The 17,039-nt window shown below is 46.9% G+C and carries 12 protein-coding genes; 7 read left to right on the top strand and 5 right to left on the bottom strand.

Annotated features, from left to right (window positions below; translation table 11 throughout):
- Nucleotides 1–14: 14 nt before the first annotated feature.
- Entirely contained in the window at nucleotides 15–1,565 is a 1,551-nt protein-coding gene (locus K8S15_05760) for a cobalamin-dependent protein (GenBank protein MCD4775542.1), read from the bottom strand.
- 384 nt (nucleotides 1,566–1,949) lie between these two features.
- On the opposite strand from K8S15_05760, the gene K8S15_05755 reads away from it, so the two are divergent.
- Both K8S15_05755 and K8S15_05750 read left to right on the top strand, forming a co-directional pair.
- Nucleotides 1,950–2,579 (top strand): hypothetical protein, encoded by a 630-nt coding sequence (locus K8S15_05755; protein ID MCD4775541.1) that lies wholly within the window; start codon nucleotides 1,950–1,952, stop codon nucleotides 2,577–2,579.
- The gene (locus K8S15_05750) at nucleotides 2,563–3,621 is read left to right on the top strand and encodes a hypothetical protein (protein ID MCD4775540.1); all 1,059 of its coding nucleotides are present in this window, start codon (nucleotides 2,563–2,565) and stop codon (nucleotides 3,619–3,621) included. Before K8S15_05755 ends, K8S15_05750 begins: the two co-directional genes overlap by 17 nt.
- Here K8S15_05750 and K8S15_05745 read toward each other — a convergent pair.
- Nucleotides 3,618–4,499, bottom strand: coding sequence for a hypothetical protein (locus K8S15_05745; GenBank protein ID MCD4775539.1), 882 nt, complete (start codon nucleotides 4,497–4,499; stop codon nucleotides 3,618–3,620). The two genes, K8S15_05750 and K8S15_05745, sit on opposite strands and share 4 nt — an antisense overlap.
- Before the next feature lie 103 nt (nucleotides 4,500–4,602).
- On the opposite strand from K8S15_05745, the gene K8S15_05740 reads away from it, so the two are divergent.
- Entirely contained in the window at nucleotides 4,603–4,818 is a 216-nt protein-coding gene (locus K8S15_05740) for a hypothetical protein (protein ID MCD4775538.1), read from the top strand.
- 1 nt (nucleotide 4,819) lies between these two features.
- On the top strand, nucleotides 4,820–5,449 hold the full coding sequence (locus tag K8S15_05735) for a hypothetical protein (GenBank protein ID MCD4775537.1): 630 nt from the start codon (nucleotides 4,820–4,822) through the stop codon (nucleotides 5,447–5,449).
- A 44-nt stretch (nucleotides 5,450–5,493) separates the two neighbouring features.
- On the opposite strand, the gene K8S15_05730 is transcribed toward K8S15_05735, so the two are convergent.
- Complete coding sequence (locus K8S15_05730) at nucleotides 5,494–6,567, bottom strand: hypothetical protein (protein ID MCD4775536.1); 1,074 nt, start codon at nucleotides 6,565–6,567, stop codon at nucleotides 5,494–5,496.
- A gap of 220 nt (nucleotides 6,568–6,787) precedes the next feature.
- Here K8S15_05730 and K8S15_05725 point away from each other — a divergent pair, with 220 nt between their 5' ends.
- The gene (locus K8S15_05725; GenBank protein MCD4775535.1) at nucleotides 6,788–7,894 is read left to right on the top strand and encodes a hypothetical protein; all 1,107 of its coding nucleotides are present in this window, start codon (nucleotides 6,788–6,790) and stop codon (nucleotides 7,892–7,894) included.
- A gap of 19 nt (nucleotides 7,895–7,913) precedes the next feature.
- Here the strand turns inward: K8S15_05725 and K8S15_05720 are convergent, their stop codons facing one another.
- Entirely contained in the window at nucleotides 7,914–8,813 is a 900-nt protein-coding gene (locus K8S15_05720) for a hypothetical protein (GenBank protein MCD4775534.1), read from the bottom strand.
- A 198-nt stretch (nucleotides 8,814–9,011) separates the two neighbouring features.
- Here K8S15_05720 and K8S15_05715 point away from each other — a divergent pair, with 198 nt between their 5' ends.
- Nucleotides 9,012–12,218 carry a diguanylate cyclase gene (locus K8S15_05715; protein ID MCD4775533.1) on the top strand — a complete coding sequence of 1,069 codons (3,207 nt, stop codon included), beginning with the start codon at nucleotides 9,012–9,014 and terminating at the stop codon, nucleotides 12,216–12,218.
- A 54-nt stretch (nucleotides 12,219–12,272) separates the two neighbouring features.
- Here the strand turns inward: K8S15_05715 and K8S15_05710 are convergent, their stop codons facing one another.
- Complete coding sequence (locus tag K8S15_05710) at nucleotides 12,273–15,383, bottom strand: PAS domain S-box protein (protein ID MCD4775532.1); 3,111 nt, start codon at nucleotides 15,381–15,383, stop codon at nucleotides 12,273–12,275.
- A gap of 401 nt (nucleotides 15,384–15,784) precedes the next feature.
- Between K8S15_05710 and K8S15_05705 the strand changes: the two genes are divergently transcribed.
- Nucleotides 15,785–17,035 carry a hypothetical protein gene (locus K8S15_05705; GenBank protein MCD4775531.1) on the top strand — a complete coding sequence of 417 codons (1,251 nt, stop codon included), beginning with the start codon at nucleotides 15,785–15,787 and terminating at the stop codon, nucleotides 17,033–17,035.
- Nucleotides 17,036–17,039: the final 4 nt, after the last annotated feature.

The following is a 17,039-nucleotide window of genomic DNA, read 5'->3' as shown; positions in this document are numbered from 1 at the left end:
TTGATGGATGCGGGTTAAGCCCCTGAATATTGCCCCTTCTTGAGTTGATCAAGAACGAAATTGTACCTTTTCACATACTTCTTTCTGAACAGGGGAACAAGAAGTCTATCGTACAAAGGAGACAGAAGAAAGAAGAAGGTTCTGAATAACCATGTTTCCATCAGCCGCACAAGTGGTTTCCAGGCTAGAATCTTTATAATCCGATTGGGTAGACCCCTGTTTACGAGAGAGAAAAGCAGATTAATATATCTCTTGTTTTTCTGGTTGTCCTGCTTCCGATAGTCTACATGCGCATTACTCACAAGCCCATCTTCCAATGCCGTTTTAAGCAACTTCGTCCCCGGGAAAAGGGTCAGTGAAAAAAGGTTAAGCATTTTGGGGGCGGGAAGCTTCATCGCGAGATGAAGTGTTTCGAGAAGAGAATCAATATCATCGTATGGATTATCAAGAATTATATCGTAGATAGTCAGAAATTTACCTTCAGAGAATCTATTGAGTTCACGGGCTCTTTCGAGCAGCTGTTCCCATTTGAAGAAATCTCGTTCATATATCTGGTTCATCCTGGTTGATGCTGACTGTATACCTATCTCGACACTGACCAATCCCGCATCGAGAAGTGGTTTAACTCTTTTCTTATCCATATATGCGGAGGAAAGCAGGCAGAAAAACGGTACGTTGATTTTATCACGGTATTCGCGGCTGAAATGTTCCAGTTCATCCAGAGTTCTCGCTGCGAAACAGTCATCCGTGAAGATAATTGAATTGATCCAGGGAAAGCGTTCCATTATTTCCTTCAGTTCATTAACGAGATGCTTGATACTTCTTTTCCTGAAGAATCTGTTTTCGGAGTACAGATCAAGGAGGTATCCGTTTATGCAGAAAGAACAGTGATGAGGGCAGCCCCTGGTGGACATGATTTCGTAGGCGATCTTATCGTTTTCGCCGTAACTTGCGGTGATGGCGAACAAACCCTTCAGCATTGTTTCATTGAAAAGAACGATATCTTTACCAATAAGCACATACTTATCCTCAAGAGAATAATCAGGCGGCGGGATCGTATCCAGATCCTCTATCGGGGGACGAAGACGATTGCGAATGATTTTCCCATCCCTTTTCAACCATATATTCGGGATATCACGATCTGATCCGTTATCCTCTCCAATGCTTTCAAGGAGCTCAACCAGAGCTTCCTCTCCCTCGCCTACACATACATAATCCGCCTCTTCCAGACATTCATCGGGACAGATTGTCGGATGAATACCTCCCCATATCACCGGGAGTGATATTCTTTCTTTTAGAAGAGCTGTGAGTCGTTTTACCTTGTAAAAATAATTCGTCATGAGGGTAAAACCGACCAGATCACAATCGTCGCATAGTTCAGCCAGCTGGTCCGCTACCTTCTCGGGATAGTCATTGTAAAAATCGACACCTGTCTCAAGATAACTATCAAAATCCGAGAGAAACACGCATTTAGTATCATGCCCTCTGGATTTGACATAAGAACTAAGGGTTCTCAGCCCGATTCCGGTTGGTTGAAGAAAGGGAGATACTAGCATAACTCTCACAATATTATCTCCTTCAGTATATGTATCAGATAAAAAACGTTAGCATGAAAGATAATAGAAAACTGGATTTCCAGTCACCTCCAGTCGGACTGTGAAGCGCCCTGCAGTTCATCCTATGGTCAGGTGCTTTTCCGCTATTCTGAGTTCCAGCAAGGCCGTAGCACTGCCAGGTCATATTCTGTAGATTTACTAATTGATTAGTATCTTACTGGGAAAGCAGCTTCGCAGTGACTGTGTCCGATGATACAGATTGTAGGACTGTCGAGAAGCTGTGAGAACCGGAGTCTATTCGGTCAGTGTCTGAGGAAGCCTGCCTCTCTCAGCTGTGCCGGTTTCACTGACAATGAATTCTCACTGATCATGGAACAATGAACGGAGGATTGTATGGAAAATGCCTTTGAAATCCAGAAACGGTACTTCACATCCCAGCTTTCGCGGTTCAGGACAAAACCTGCGCTTAACAGGGCCAGGATCACAGATTGTGAGTATTACCTGAAAATGCTGGAGGAAACGGGTTCACCTTCCGAATTCAAGAAGAAGATTCAGCAGACCGGGAACATGGTTTCAACTGCGAAAGCCGAAAGCTGCGACAGGTACGATAACAGGGCTTTCATATACGAAGAGCTCGATCAGGAGAGAAAGGCTGAAGAGGACAGACTCCGTCTTGAAATAATAGAATCATCGGAGACCCACAGCGAACTCTGTCAAAAACTTGAGGATTTTGAGCAGAATACCGAACTGTCATTCAACGAGAACAAGGCCATAAATTCGATGAACTCGATTATCAGCGCTCTTTTCCATCTGAACACCGATGGGGCGGGCTCAAATGATGAAGAGCGGTCATTGATTAATTTTCAGACGTACTGGAAACTGATGAACGAAGCTGATCCGGATGTCTCATGGGAAAAGATCATGACGTATAAACCGTACAGGGACCGCATCATTTTCACCGATGAACAGATGGCATCGCTTGAAAGAAAATTCAGGGAGGTGCGCGATGGACTCGACGGTTAAACAGATACTGGATGGTTTTCGCTTCTCCGTGAGCAACTACACATCCAGCCTTGGCCCTGAAAACGCAAAACTGATGAGGACGAGTGAGCTCGTTGAATCCCTTTACGCAAAAGCTGAAGATGGCTCTGACATGATGGCCATCAGCATGGATCCGGAGTTTGGCGAGGTTGCCGCCCTTATAGGAGAGCTTGCTTCAGAACCCGCATTGCTCCCGGAAGAGCAGGCTTCAGAAAGTACCGGTGGAGATTCAACACCTGACGGAGAAATTCCTCCCGCAAGTATCGCTGCCGCCGGTTATCACATGGCCTACGATTCCATGGATCCAGCCGCGAGGGAGAAGCAGGGCAGGTATTACACCAGGATATTCGAACTTGAAGAACAGGCTGAGAATGCTCTTCACTTCAATACTCTGATGGTTGAGGACGGTGTTCTATTAGAGATGAGCAGGGAGCCGCTTATCGAGACCGCAAAGGAGACCCTCGCGCAGGCTGAAGAGATTCACTCACCGACTGTAAACCACCAGCAGCAACTCGCAATGAAGACTTATGCAGAGGTAAAATCAATTGCTGAGCTTGAATTCCAGGGAACGCTCATGGCGGAGCTTTCCAATGTAGAGCACGAATGGGATGCCCTCTTCATTGAGGTAATCGGTCTTCTGCCAGCCTGCGCTCAGGCAATAGAGGCATTCGGACCAACGGATGATAACGTGGCGAAACTCAGAAACAGCCACAAATTCATGCCGGAATTCATGGGCATCACCTGGGATGGTGTTTTTGCCGATCCCAGATACCTTCTGTTCTGGAACGAAATCTTCTGGCCGAAAGTGCCTGCCGAGAAAAGGAAGAAATACGAAGTGAACAGCGCCGAAGGGTGGCGGGATGTTCTAAAGGAAAAATTCTACGATCCATATGTAAAGGACGAACCGGTTCCCAGGACCGATTCGACGCAGACCTGCGTCAGGTTATGGAGAAAGGAATACTCCGCTCACGAAGCCCTTGACCTTCTGAATGACCCGCCGAGGCCGTTGATAAAGAGGGATTAGAACAGTTCCAGATCGAGAAGGAGATCGTTAAGCGCAGGTAGCCTTGGAATGGTTCGATGAAGAGCGTTTTCTATTAATTTGAATGCATCAGATGTTTCCTGATACTGCCCTTCGTAGGCTTCCCCATCCTGTTCTATGCGGATTAGCGAAGCAGTCCGTATGCTGTCGAAAGCCATCTGAATCTCAGCTACATCCTCCGGCCAGCGGGTAAGCCAGGCAGAGGACGGGTATATCAACGATCTGCCTAGTACTTCAAGAACACAGTAGGCATCGATACACGATGTCATGTTCCCGAACGCTGTAAACATTTCTTCACTGGCAATAAGACCCGATTCACGCAACTTGATGACGGTATCGATTCTCGCTTCGATCTGAGGGAGCAGATCATCGGTCTGTTCCGAGACAGGGGGCAGTGCCATCCTGGTTAGTGTCAAAGTTGATCCATAGTACGAATAATCGAATCTGTTGAGAGTCAGGTTTTCAAGAAGAGCAAGCTCCACGGAATCGATGCCTATTTCTTCGGAAACCCCTCTCAACTCCCTGAAAGCAACGTCCAGTTCGTTTCTGAATTGACTGACATCCTCTGAATGTATAAGATGTGGAACAGAATCCGTGTCGATCGAAGTTACATTGTCGAGCTTGCGCCAGAGCGTCTTAAAAGCCTGCCATTGCGGATTGCTCCACAGTATTGAAGTTCTGGTTAATAGCGACTGCGAACCTGAATTGACAGGAGTTATCGAGTTATTTCGGCTGTTCTCATTATCATTATCAACCTGTGCGGAAGCATCGTATTCAGGCAGGAACCCGACCGCAATAACGATTCCGAGCGCTGAGGGAAGGTATTTGTCCCTTCTCTTTCTGTTCATATAATGTTTCATGATACCTCCAAAATGTATTAAGCCATACAAATATCAATATAGAACAAGAGCTTGTTTGTTCCAGGGCATTTGAACAAATCCTGCTGACATGTAGATTCAATTCATGTTCAGGCTTCTATGGGCAGGCCTGAACAGCCTGTACGATTCTCCGGAACCTGATGAAAGAAGGACTGATTATGAAAACTTCGTTGAAAAGAAATATACTATCACTGATTTTCCCGACATTCGGTTTTCGGGTTTATGTGGATACCCGTACGAACAGCGTCTCAGAAATCCGGCGGATAACTTCGGAAATGATTGCAGAGTAACATCTGAATGATATGAGAGTTGAAAAATTAGCCGGATTCAGGTTTCTCGCCACCCTTCTGCCTTTCTGCAGTATTGCAGCAGGCATTTATCTCCTTCATTCTGCCTGGTGCGCAATACTGCTTTACCATTCAGGTATTCTGCTCATTCTCAGCGGAAAAAGGGATATCTGGCGTGGTGTTTTCTCGGGCTGGAACAGTTTCGCAGGTATCGGACTGTCAGTTCTTCTTGCAGGAAATGGACTCCTTTTCATTCTTATGTGGCCGCTTATCTCTCTTCAACCCGGAATTCTTGCTGAATCGCTTTCCCGTCTGGGCCTGTCCGGGTTATCATTGTTGATATTCGCTGTCTGGTACGTTACCGCTCATCCGGTATTGGAAGAAGTATTCTGGCGAAAGTATCTGCTTTCAAGCAGCAGGTGGCCGGCTCTGACTGACTGCGCTTTTGCCGCATACCACGTGCTTGTTCTCCTGCTCTTCCTTCGGTTGTCCTGGGTGCTTATCTCTTTTCTGGCTCTGACTATGACAGCCTGGTTCTGGAGGATGCTCGCTCTTAAGTACCGTGGGCTGGCGATACCGATCGTTTCACACATAACGGCCGGTCTCAGTACACTCGCCGCTATATTCCTGCTGATTCACCAGTGAGGAGCGGACATAAGATAGTACATTACCGGACTTCGATTTATGGGTTAGAACATCTCTCCGAAGGACATGCTTCCACCCATACCCTCGGGGGATTTGGCTATATCGAACCTTATCGTTCTGTCACCTGACAGATGTATTCTGATACCGCCACCGCCAGACAGATGAAAGCGATCCCATCTCAGCGAGTCAAAGGAATCAGAGACCTGGCCTGCGTCTCCAAATACGGCAATCCCGATACCCTGAAGGAAGGAACTGCTGTCGGAGCCGAAACTGAAGATGTTCCGGCGGAGTTCGATATTACTCAGCAGGAGCCACTCACCGGCAAATCGGGATTTTTTGTATCCTCGAAGATCATCGGCCCCGCCTATAAAAGAAAGCCACCTGAAAGGAGTGGTTTCAGTGCCGATATGCCTTTTTAGCATTGCCCTGCATGCGAACGTTGTATTGATCACGGGAACCGGGTAGAAAAGCGCTGACTGCCCTGTAAATGTCGAATAGGCGATATCGTTTCCGTTCTGCCAGCCAGCCTCGAATTCAGCGTACCCTGTCAATGTAGAGAATAAAGCTGGTTCCAGACGCGCACGTGCGGCCGGGCCGGTTGTCCAGATAGAACTGTAATGCTCCCCGGGAAGAGTCGACCACAGTGCACTTTCCCCGCGGTCGTATGTAGTGGAATGCCTTGTTTCGATACCGATACCCAGTGTAAGTGGAGCAGCTATTTGACGATTGTACAAAAGCTGGAGTCTTTGAGACTCCCCGGTGAATTCAGCTGTACTGTCGCAATCACCAGCGTTTCCATAACCGAAGAAGGGAACAGTAGGCAATTTCGACTGTTCCATGCGAACTGAGAAGCTGCCGCCAAATGCCCGCGCAGAAAAGGAAAGAGCCATTCGTTCCATGGATTCTGTAGAATGAACCATCTGGAGAGTGCCGTTGTCCAGCCCGATTTCTTCCTTCAGTTGAATCCTGACGCCGTATACAAAACTCGCGAAGGAGTTGTATCCGACAACAGGCAGAAACATCCAGTTGCATAGAGCAGTTGATGCAAAAAGAAGCAGGAGGGCAAACAGAGAAAATTTGTACTTGATACTATACCTCGTTCTGTAAATGAACTCCATCCTGATACCGTAAGAATATAACGAATCTTAACATTGTCAAGATGCATTTCCATTCGCGGGATTTTGTTCAGGGCAGTAGGAAAAAAAGCAGCGACATCGGGGCGTTCTTCCAGGCAGTATTGCCGATGCTGAAAGAACCAGTTACCTTTCGGTTGAATTTATCCGATGATAATGAGATGAGGATCCCGGATCAGGTTAGACCGGAAGGAAAGGTTGCCCAATGTTCATTGAAATGAATAGACGCGCTATCCTGCTCGCTGCAATACTGCCTGTGTTCGTATTGGTTTGCTGTGATGATTCCCCAACCACGCCTGGCGCGGAATACGAAGTTCTGATCCCGGTATCTCCACAGCCTCGTGGCGACAGGCTCTTCGGAATAACGATATCTGAAAGCATCAATGGATTCGAGAGTTCGTTCGCTGTTGCCCGGGAGGCAGGAGTACAGATTATTGAGCTCAACATTCCATGGAACTGTATCGAAGTATCGGAAGGCGTCTACCAGGATCCCTGGGGCGGAGTATTCGGAGCGACCTCGTTCTATGGCGACAACGGTATAAGCCTGATGCTCGGTCTTGCCGTAATAAATACTGTTACGGCAACCTGTCCCGATTACCTGGAAGGCTACGACTGGGATTCCCCGGAGATGATTGAGGCCTTCAATAACCTGGTCGACTGGGTTATGCTGAATATTCCCCCGAATGTGGATCTTATATGCATCAGCGTGGGTAATGAAGTGGATCTGTACCTCGATGAGTCGGACTGGTTATCGTACATCTCCTTTTTTCAGGCTGCGTCCGAGCATATCAACGTCAATTATCCGGATGTCGCGGTTGGCGTGAAGGTGACGGTCATGAACGGTGTCTTCGGCGATGACTATGCCAGAGCGCAGGAACTCAACCGGTACAGCGATGTGGTGATGCTCAATTATTATCCGCAGACTCCATCCTGCATCGTGCTCGACCCGGAGATTGTGGAATCGCATTTCAACCAGATTGAGGCTCTTTTCTCCGGCAGAGAAATCTGGTTCAATGAGGTTGGTTACCAATCCGGATCGGAGTACTGCGGAAGCAGCCAGACGAAGCAGGCGGAATTCTACCACCACCTCTTTGCTGCATGGGATTCAAACAGGGCTTCTATAGGTCTCATCCTTATCGACTGGCTCCATGATGTTTCTCCCGAGGTTCTTGCTGAATACGAGGAATACTACGGATCATCGGACCCGGCCTTCCTCGAATATCTTGCCACGCTCGGATTGAGAAATTACAACGACACTGACAAGTACGCCTGGGTGCAGCTCCTGGCTGAAACCAGCGCCCGAGGCTGGTAGCAGCGCGTAATCATATATATCACTCCGACATGACCACCGGATCAGGTTCGACCAGAAGGAAGGGAATGGGCTCCTCTTTTGGAATATTAAGATTACTGATCTCCACCTCGTAGCAGTGGGTATCTTCTGCAAGTAATTCATTTCCGTCGAATTCAACGTACCACATTTCGGGAGTATCCATCCAGGGACGCTCAAAAACTATACGTCCCTCGTTTAACGGACCGTTCCATAGAAGCGGCTGGCACAGCGAGAACCGCAATGGCTCGAACCCTGTGATATGTGTCCACCCGCGAACAATATATATCACCTGAACCACGATCTCTTCTTCGCCGTTACATGGAATTTCCCACACATCCGCATAGAATCGGCGGGTTTCCGGTACAGCACTCCGGAAGTCTTCCTCCGATTCGAAGCGTGACCTGTATTCCTCGACAGAGCGTAATTCGTGTCTGGTTATCGCTCCGTTTTCTCTCTCATACCTGTGCATGTGCAATTCGGAATCGGCTGATAGGTAGTTTGATTCAGTTATTTCATCAAGAATGTTCATATCGTTGGGGTAACCCCCGAGCATGCTTCGGGGTTCCATCAGAACTCCGTTGACCCAGAAGAATTCCAATTCCCTTGTCAATTCCGGAACTACTCCCAGATCAAGACATATGAGAATGCTGCACTCTGAAACAGGTGGAACTAGAACAAGGTTTTCGCAGACTGTATAATCCCATGTGGCATAGTCGAGCATAGTAGTATTTTCAATCAATACCGGTTGAATTGTTACATACCACGATTTTAGCACTGCAAGGTTATCAGACGATTCGCCTTCGACCTGGCCGCTGATGTCCGTTCTGTAAACCGGACAGAGCCAGGAAGCGTACGAGTAGCCTGCCAGACAAAGAATTACAGATAAAATTCTGAAGTTCATTTGCGCCCTCCATGGTTAATGCCTATCTGTCCGCCGCGAAATACCAACGGTATTATATGGCTCTTGACATACGGTATCGATACAAGTCTAATATTATTTGAAAAAGCCCATTGTCTAGACACCGGGCTAATGAATAGCAGGATTCGTATTATCACGTATAGTCCTGTTGTTGTGAGAGGTCTAAAAGGGGTACTATCCATGGATGATAATATCAGAAAAGAGTACATAGACGATCTTACCGGCCTTTTCAACCGCCGTTATCTCAACATGAAGGCCAGGGAGTATTTTCAGATAAACAGCAGGGAACCTTCTCCCACATCGATTCTTCTGATAGATCTCGACCACTTTAAAAACGTTAACGATACCTACGGCCATTCAATGGGCGATACCGTTCTTAATGAATTCTCCTCATTTCTTGAAGAGCTTGTCAGGGGTAACGATTCTGTATTCAGATACGGCGGTGACGAGTTCGTCTGTATCCTTCCCCAGACCGCTTACGAGCATGCGGAAAGGATCTCAAGCAGGTTCATCGAAAGTTGTCGCGTAAAGGAATTTTCCAGGGTACGCCTTACTCTGAGCATAGGAATCGCGTCATTTCCTCATGATGGAGAGGAATGGACTGATCTTTTCAACATTGCCGATCAGCGTCTTTACAGCGCTAAGAGACATGGTCGTGATAGAGTAGGTGTTCCGGTCAGCGGTAGACGTAATCTTGCAATTCCCACGAAGGAGATTGTCGGGCGAGGCGTTGAGCTTTCCGAGGTAATACGTTCCGCAGGACCATCTTCAGACAATCATGGTGGGGCATTCTGCATAAGTGGTGAGATTGGTGTGGGCAAGTCCAGGCTTGCCGGCGAAATCGTCGATACTGAGAGATTCGGGTCTTACCGGTTTTTCGGAAGCATTCTCTCTGCTACCACCCATTCGATTCCCTATTTTCCCTTCCGTGAGCTGGTTCGTTCGATGGTAAGAACTGATAGCGGATTGTGTCTCAAGGATATCCCCCGGACTTACAGAATTGAGCTTGCGAAGATCGTTCCGGAGTTATCGGACAGTATCGGCGAGAGTGGCGAAGAAGTACTCATTGTCGATAAGTTCCGCCTTTTCGAGGGCGTTAGAAGGCTCTTTGAACAACAGGTTGCCAACAGTCCTATCATCATATCCATTGATAATATTCACTGGGCGGATGAAGGATCGCTTGAACTTCTTAACTACGTTATCAGAGCATTCAGGGACAGCAAGATACTGTTCCTTCTCATTTATCGGATTGAAGAGGCCGATAAGGAGTGTTTCCAGAGGATACTGAATAATATGTCCCGAGAAGGCCTGTTCAGCAGGATTACGCTTGAGCCTTTGAAAGAGGCTGATGTATCCAGGATGCTCTCATTGATAATAGACAGGATTCCACCTCTCGAACTTACGGAATATATCTACAAACAAACCGGAGGGAATCCATTTTTCATCGAAGAGCTGATGAAAACCCTGTACGAGAGCGGCGCTCTTTACTGGGGAAATGACAAGTGGACTTTTTCCGCGGACAGAGTGGACAGAATTCCTTATTCCATCAAAGATGTGATAGACAGAAAACTGGACATGATATCCGCTGAAGCTTCGGATCTCATAGAACATGCTGCAGTGATCGGTCGGGAATTCGATTTTAGTTTCATGCTGGAACTTGCAGACTGGAACGAAGGCCACCTTTTTGACCTGATGGACGAAGCGCTGAAAGTAGGGCTTCTGAAGGAGTACGACGGAGAAAGGTTCTTCTTTCCAGAGGATGTTATAAGAGAAACGGTGTACAACGGAATAAACGGAGCCAGGCGCAAGAGATTTCATTTGACAATTGCCCAGAAGCAATTGGATATCCACAAGGAAGAAGTCGAGCAGGTTGTAGAGGATCTGTCCACGCACTTTTACAAGGGCGGGGACACGGCGTCAGCGATAGAACACAGCATTTCAGCAGGCGACAAAGCAAGGGACTCGTATGCTTACAGAGAAGCTGTCAAGTACTACAACAGGGCGATTGAGTGTTTCGGAACAAACGAGACACGATGGAGCAGGGAAAAGATTGAATGTACAATGAACAGAGCGGTAGCACTGGGTGTTCTTGGGGAAAACGAACAGGCAATTCACGACCTTCAGGAAGTGATATTGCAATCGGACAGGATATCGGATAGAGAACTTGAAGCTGATGGTCTCCTGCATATTTGTAAACCATATCTTGACATAGGTGAATATAACAGAGCTCTGGAAACAGCTGAAGAGGCTGAAAAGATCTCAAAGGAAATAGAGAACAATGGAAAAGTGGCGGATGCCCTGAATAATTCCGGTCTCAGTTGCTGGCATCTGGGGAGATACCATGATGCCGTGGAATATTATGAACGGTCGATGGTAATGCTTGACGGAACTGGCGAAGAAACAGTCAGTCCCTCAAAACTCAACAACATCGGTGCTGTTTACTGGAATCTTGGGGAATATAACAGGGCCATGGATTATTTCAAACGTTCGCTGGAAATAACGGAGCGAATAGGTGACATCAAGACGAACGCGGCATGCCTCAACAACTGCGGTCTTATACATTGGGGCTTTTGCGAATACAGGAAGGCTCTCGAATATTTCATAAAATCACTTGAGATAACCGAAAAGATCGGTAACCGGAATTCAATAACAGCCAATCTTAACAACATAGGTAAGGCATACGAGTACTTTAGTGAGTACTCCAAATCCCTGGAGTATTTAAACCGCTCATTGGCGATTTCAAGAGAAATCGGTGACCGTAGAACTGAATCCACGATTCTGGCAAACATGAGTGATATAAACCGGATTCTTGGCGAGTATGAAGTATCTCTCGAGTTGATCAATGATTCGCTCATTATCAGGAATGACACAGGCGATCGCAGGGGCGTAATGGAATGCATGATGAGTGAAGGTGACACACTGTTCATGATGAACAACCTTGAATCCGCCAGGAAATTCTATATGCAGTCCCGTGATATAGCTGTTGAGATCGATGCAGCAAGTCAGATAAAGGGAATAGATATCGGCATCCTGTCGCTTGATTTCGAGGAGAATAGACTTGAGGGTCTGGAAGAAGGTATAACGGATATTCTCCATTCTCCAGAGGAATCAGTTGGAAGGAATCTGAAGGCGGCTGCTCATCAACTGGCTGGAAGACTTCATTCAAGAATGCACGACTGGAACAGATCGATTGAATCTTTCGAAGAATCCGAAGTCATTTTCAAGGAATCTGATGATAACTACAATCTGGCAGTCACGCTTTATTACAAAGGGCAGATGCTTGGGGAATCAGGTAACGAAGACGGATTAAAGGAGTGTTACTCCAGAGCGAAAGAGATTTTCACCAGAATTAACGCAAAAGGATGGTTGAAACACCTGCAATCTTGAATTATTATGGAATAAGGCGATATGCCCCTTCGATGTGTACAGTTTTCGATTACTTCACTCCGTTTTACCTTCGATCCCTTCGCGAATAGCATTTTGAAGAACCTTCAGAACGTATGGTTTCTGGATAAACCCGATAAGTCCTTTGCCTGCGAAGTGCTTTAAAAGTTCCTGTCCGCTGTAGCCGCTGGAAAGAATTACACGGACATCGTTCCTGATTTTCTTCATCTCCTTAAAGGCTTCTTCACCGTCCATATTAGGCATAGTCAGGTCCAGAAGTACACAATCGATCTCGTTATGCCTTGCGCGAAAGATCTCTACGGCATCATGGCCGTCTACAGCCAGTATAACTTTTAAACCCAGCCGTTCAAGCATATATCTGCCAACCTTGCGCACTGTCTCCTCATCATCGGCAAGGAGAACCGTACCGTGTCCTTTCCACTCCTCCTCGCTGTCTTCTGATGTAAAAGGTTTTATTAATTCGATAGTGTCGGAGGCAGGAAGGAGAATCCTGAAAGTTGTTCCTTTTCCGGGTTCGCTGTAGACCTTGAGTGCTCCCTTGTGTCCGCGTACGATGCCCTGAACGGAAGACAATCCCAATCCGCGTCCGTTAACTTTCGTTGTGAAGAACGGGTCGAACAGTTTTTGCCTGATTGATTCATCCATTCCGCATCCGGTATCTATCACTTCAAGAAAAGCGTACAATCCTTCCTGCAGGTTTTCATCCGTGTACCTGTCGTACAGAAAAGAGCTGTTGTATTGAATGAATCCCGTGGAGATCGATATCACACCGTTTTTGTTACCTATTGCGTCCGATGCGTTCGTTATCAGATTCATGATTACCTGCCGGATTTGTGTAGCGTCGGCCATTATAACGACAGGATTGTCAGGGAATTTGTACTTCAGTGTAACTTTCTTCTTGATAGAGACCTCCAGAATATGGAACATCTCTCGAACCAGCTCCGATAGATCGACTTGCTCGATGACAGAATGTCCTTTTCCTGAATAGGCAAGCATCTGCTGACAGAGTTCGGCCGCTCGATTAGCCGCAGTTTCAATGTCCTTGATGTTCTGGCGCACCGGAGACACAGGGGGAAGATCGAATAGAGCAAGGTCCGCATTGCCCAGGATACCTGTAAGCATATTGTTGAAGTCGTGCGCAATACCGCCGGCCAGTATTCCAAGGCTTTCCAGTTTTTGCGCATGCAAAACCTGACGTTCAAGATTCAGTTGCTCCTGCTCGGCATGTTTGCGATCGGTGATGTTCGTCATGATTCCCTGAATAAACAGAGGTATCCCTTTATCGCTTTTAATAATGATGGCTTCATCCCTGAACCAGATTGTATCACCCGTTTGCGAAATCATGCGATATTCGGATAAGAATGGTTCTTCTGTCTGATGACAAACCGCGATCTCTTCCAGTACACGGTCGTGGTCATCCGGATGCAGATGCTCATCCAAATAATTCGGATTGTCCGTGTAGACCTGCGGTGAAACACCGAGGAATGATTCAATCTGCGGACTGATGAAGGTCGTCGAGCTTTTATCATCAAGTGCAGCGATATATGTAACAGCAGGCATTTGTTCAACAAGTGTTCGGTAGCGTTTCTCCGCTTCACGTAACGCCTTTTCAGCCATCTTGCGTTCGGTTATATCGCGTCCGGCCCCCTGGAACTCAACCACTTGTCCTTCGTCATCGAGAATGGCCCTATTGGTCCACTGGTTCCATCGTGATTCGCCGTCCGGTAAAACGATTCTGTATTCATGAGTGGCAACAGGATTCTCGCTTCCCAGAGACATGAAGTAATCCTTTACAATCCGATGGTAGTTATCGGGGATCAAAGGCATGAAACTTTGCCCTATGAGTTCATCACGGCTCCGATTAAAATAGCGGCAGTAAGCATCGTTAACGAATGTTAGCGTACCATCAGGAAGATTACGACAGATGAGTTCTGTCTGATCCTCGACTATACCGCGATAGCGTGCTTCGCTTTGTCGCAGGCGACCTTCCGCCCGTCTTCGTTTGAGTACATTTGTTGTCAGGGCGAGTATCATGAAGAACTGAAGCAGAACGAAAGTTGATGCCATCCAGATGAATGTTTTGTGCCGATAGTATAGCGATATCGGTTCGTTTATAACGACTCTCCCGGCTGGAAGATCCGAAACGGAAATTCCAAAGCGGCGCATCACTTTGTAATCGAACATCGGAACATTCGGACTTTCCGTCAGCACCGGAATATCGTCCGCTGATTCTCCATTCAGCACTCTCAGGGCCAGTAGAGCGGCATGCTCGCCCTGCGCCTTGCCGCTTATAACGATACCTCCAATAACGCCGTGTCCCACAAACATGTCCCATGCGGTGTATACAGGGGCATCGCAGTTATCAGTTACAAGCGCAGTGTATTCCTGGTAACTGTAAGCTCGTCCGGCTTGATCCCGATAGAAAGACAGGAGAAGGACTACTGTTTCATCAGGAAGAGTATTAAGAGATTCCGTCAGCTCTTCAGTAGTCAGATTCAGCAGTTCAATGAACTCAACCCTGTCAGTGAATTCCGGTGCGGCGTTTCTGAAGTTCTCCAGATTCCAGATGCCGGTAGGCGTATTGTCATTTACTACCGCGACGTAGCGTGTGTCCGGATGCAGGTCAAGCGCCAGTTCTATGGTTCCTGCCAGATCCATGGCTTCGGCCACGCCGGTGATTTCTCGAACACCCGCGATTCTGGATTCGGTGTAGTTATTCAGCCCGCAGAAAATGATGGGCACATCTGGAAATAGTAGATCGCGCCGAGGCAGCAGGAAGTTCAGGGCGTTGTCATCGGTGGTAATAATGAGATCGATGTGTTCATTCTCGTACTTAGCCCTGTATAGCTGCTCCAATTTTGGAAATATGCTATCGGGTAAAAAAATCTTCGTGTCCATATACTCGATATGAAGATTTAAATCAGAATCGTTTTCCTCCAGAATGGAGCATAAGCCATTTGAGATACTTTCCGTCCAAATGAATCCCGGATGATATGAATGAAGGACAAGAATGCACGGAGCGTCGTTTTCATGAATTGCTGATGATGCAAATGCAGTTCTACCGGACAACACTGCAATCAATATGAGCATGAAAAGCAGTACCAAAACCGATTTACTTCCCGTAACGCGTGTCAATCCGGATGTCACTGATGAGCCTCCATGAATACTAGAGAAGACAATTGTGAACCTATGGACACAAACCCCTATTTTCAATAATATCTTACTTGATGCGTAAGTCAAGATGCTTTGGGGTCAGGTCTGGAATCCATGCATTTATGTCATGATTTAGTATTCTATTACTTATAAATATCCCATATATGATATTTCAGAAAGCGATTAGCGGCAAAATCCTGAATAAAGAAGCGTTATTGTAAACAGCATCCTTAAAATGAACTGTATCAATATGCGTTGCAGAGTATGAATGAAAAGTGTATTGTTATACTGATTACGGTAGAAATGTTTTTTGTGCTGCTCTCAGTCAGCAAAAGTATCTATCAACTGCCCGGGTTGCTTTTAATCTGAACGCCTTGGGTGAACAGGAGGAATTGATGAGATATCCATTACTGTCCGATGCCGATATGAAAGCCATGGATGCTTTGAAGGAACATCATGGCGGAGCCACGAAAATCGTCAGCACAATCAGGAAGATGAGGGATTTCGAGACCAGGAAACGCATCCTCGCAGATAAGGGATTCGGGAAAATGATTGAGGAAGCTGAAGCCTATGCGAAGGAATTCCCTCAGGTTGAGGATTTCGAGAAGGAAAACGAAATTGTTTACAATGATGCTTTTGGAACCGGAACAAGTCAGGTTTCAGGATTCCAGGGCGCAAAGGTTACCCGCGAAGCGATCAGACGGATAGCTGAGAGCGCAGGGACCGATGAGCCCTGTTACGCTCCGCAGGAAATGATTTCCGTTGTAGCTCTGACAGATAATTACATTTACAATGGCGACCTCATGGCAACTCTTGCTATGGCCGAGAACATTATGCAGGCCAGTAAATTCTGCAGCACGAATCTTATAGGGATACCTCAACCCGAAGATCGTTTCAGAGAACTTGAAGCAATTACCGGTGAGAAGTTCGAAAGATACGAATGCGAAGGCGGAAACTGTGCGCTTACGTTGAAAAACCAGGGCACGCCCTTCGGGAATTTCGGCGGAATCGAAGTAGCGAACAATAACCACCTGATCTATCTTGACGGCGTTACCCGCACAGCACTGGCAACGGGCGGGAACTTCTTCCTGAATCCGAGCTGGAGCACAATCATTGCAGTCTGCTACTATGGACGGGATATTCCGAACCTTCATATAAAGATTTCCATGCTCCTGGCTACTCAGAATCCCATGCAGTTCAGAATGCTGCTCAATATCATGAACGAGTATATTCGCGAAGATGGAACCTCTCCCATATATGAAATCAACATCGGCAACGGCTCAACCGCTGCCAATTTCATCCAATGTGCGAAGGAGCTCGACGCAAGCGGGATCAAGGGCGTCAGCCTCGCTGCTCATATCTATATCAATCCCGATCTTGGTATGCCGAATTTCAACTGGACAGATCATATGTTCAAAGTACTTGAGAGCGGCACCAATATGACCTTCAAGTACGAGAGCGATGGAACCGCGCATGAACTCGATACCATGGCGACATACTTCATATCAGAGGATGAACGTGATGCTATCGCGAAGGATATCGGTGAGGTTATTTACAACAAGGCTGTCCGAGCGTCTGAAGACGGTAGAGCTATGATGAGACGTGGTATCAGGGCGATCTTCGCGAAGAGTTGCCAGCAGCACTGAATAC

Source organism: Candidatus Aegiribacteria sp. (genome assembly GCA_021108005.1).
Classification (GTDB): Bacteria; Fermentibacterota; Fermentibacteria; order Fermentibacterales; family JCC-6; genus Aegiribacteria.
This window is presented reverse-complemented; position numbering and strand designations above follow the sequence as displayed.

Coding starts and splice junctions, on each gene's coding strand:
- K8S15_05755 (MCD4775541.1), top strand. CDS start 1,950: ATGGAAAATGCCTTTGAAATCCAGAAACGGTACTTCACATCCCAGCTT.
- K8S15_05750 (MCD4775540.1), top strand. CDS start 2,563: ATGGACTCGACGGTTAAACAGATACTGGATGGTTTTCGCTTCTCCGTG.
- K8S15_05745 (MCD4775539.1), bottom strand. CDS start 4,499: ATGAAACATTATATGAACAGAAAGAGAAGGGACAAATACCTTCCCTCA.
- K8S15_05740 (MCD4775538.1), top strand. CDS start 4,603: ATGTTCAGGCTTCTATGGGCAGGCCTGAACAGCCTGTACGATTCTCCG.
- K8S15_05735 (MCD4775537.1), top strand. CDS start 4,820: ATGAGAGTTGAAAAATTAGCCGGATTCAGGTTTCTCGCCACCCTTCTG.
- K8S15_05730 (MCD4775536.1), bottom strand. CDS start 6,567: ATGGAGTTCATTTACAGAACGAGGTATAGTATCAAGTACAAATTTTCT.
- K8S15_05725 (MCD4775535.1), top strand. CDS start 6,788: ATGTTCATTGAAATGAATAGACGCGCTATCCTGCTCGCTGCAATACTG.
- K8S15_05720 (MCD4775534.1), bottom strand. CDS start 8,813: ATGAACTTCAGAATTTTATCTGTAATTCTTTGTCTGGCAGGCTACTCG.
- K8S15_05715 (MCD4775533.1), top strand. CDS start 9,012: ATGGATGATAATATCAGAAAAGAGTACATAGACGATCTTACCGGCCTT.
- K8S15_05705 (MCD4775531.1), top strand. CDS start 15,785: ATGAGATATCCATTACTGTCCGATGCCGATATGAAAGCCATGGATGCT.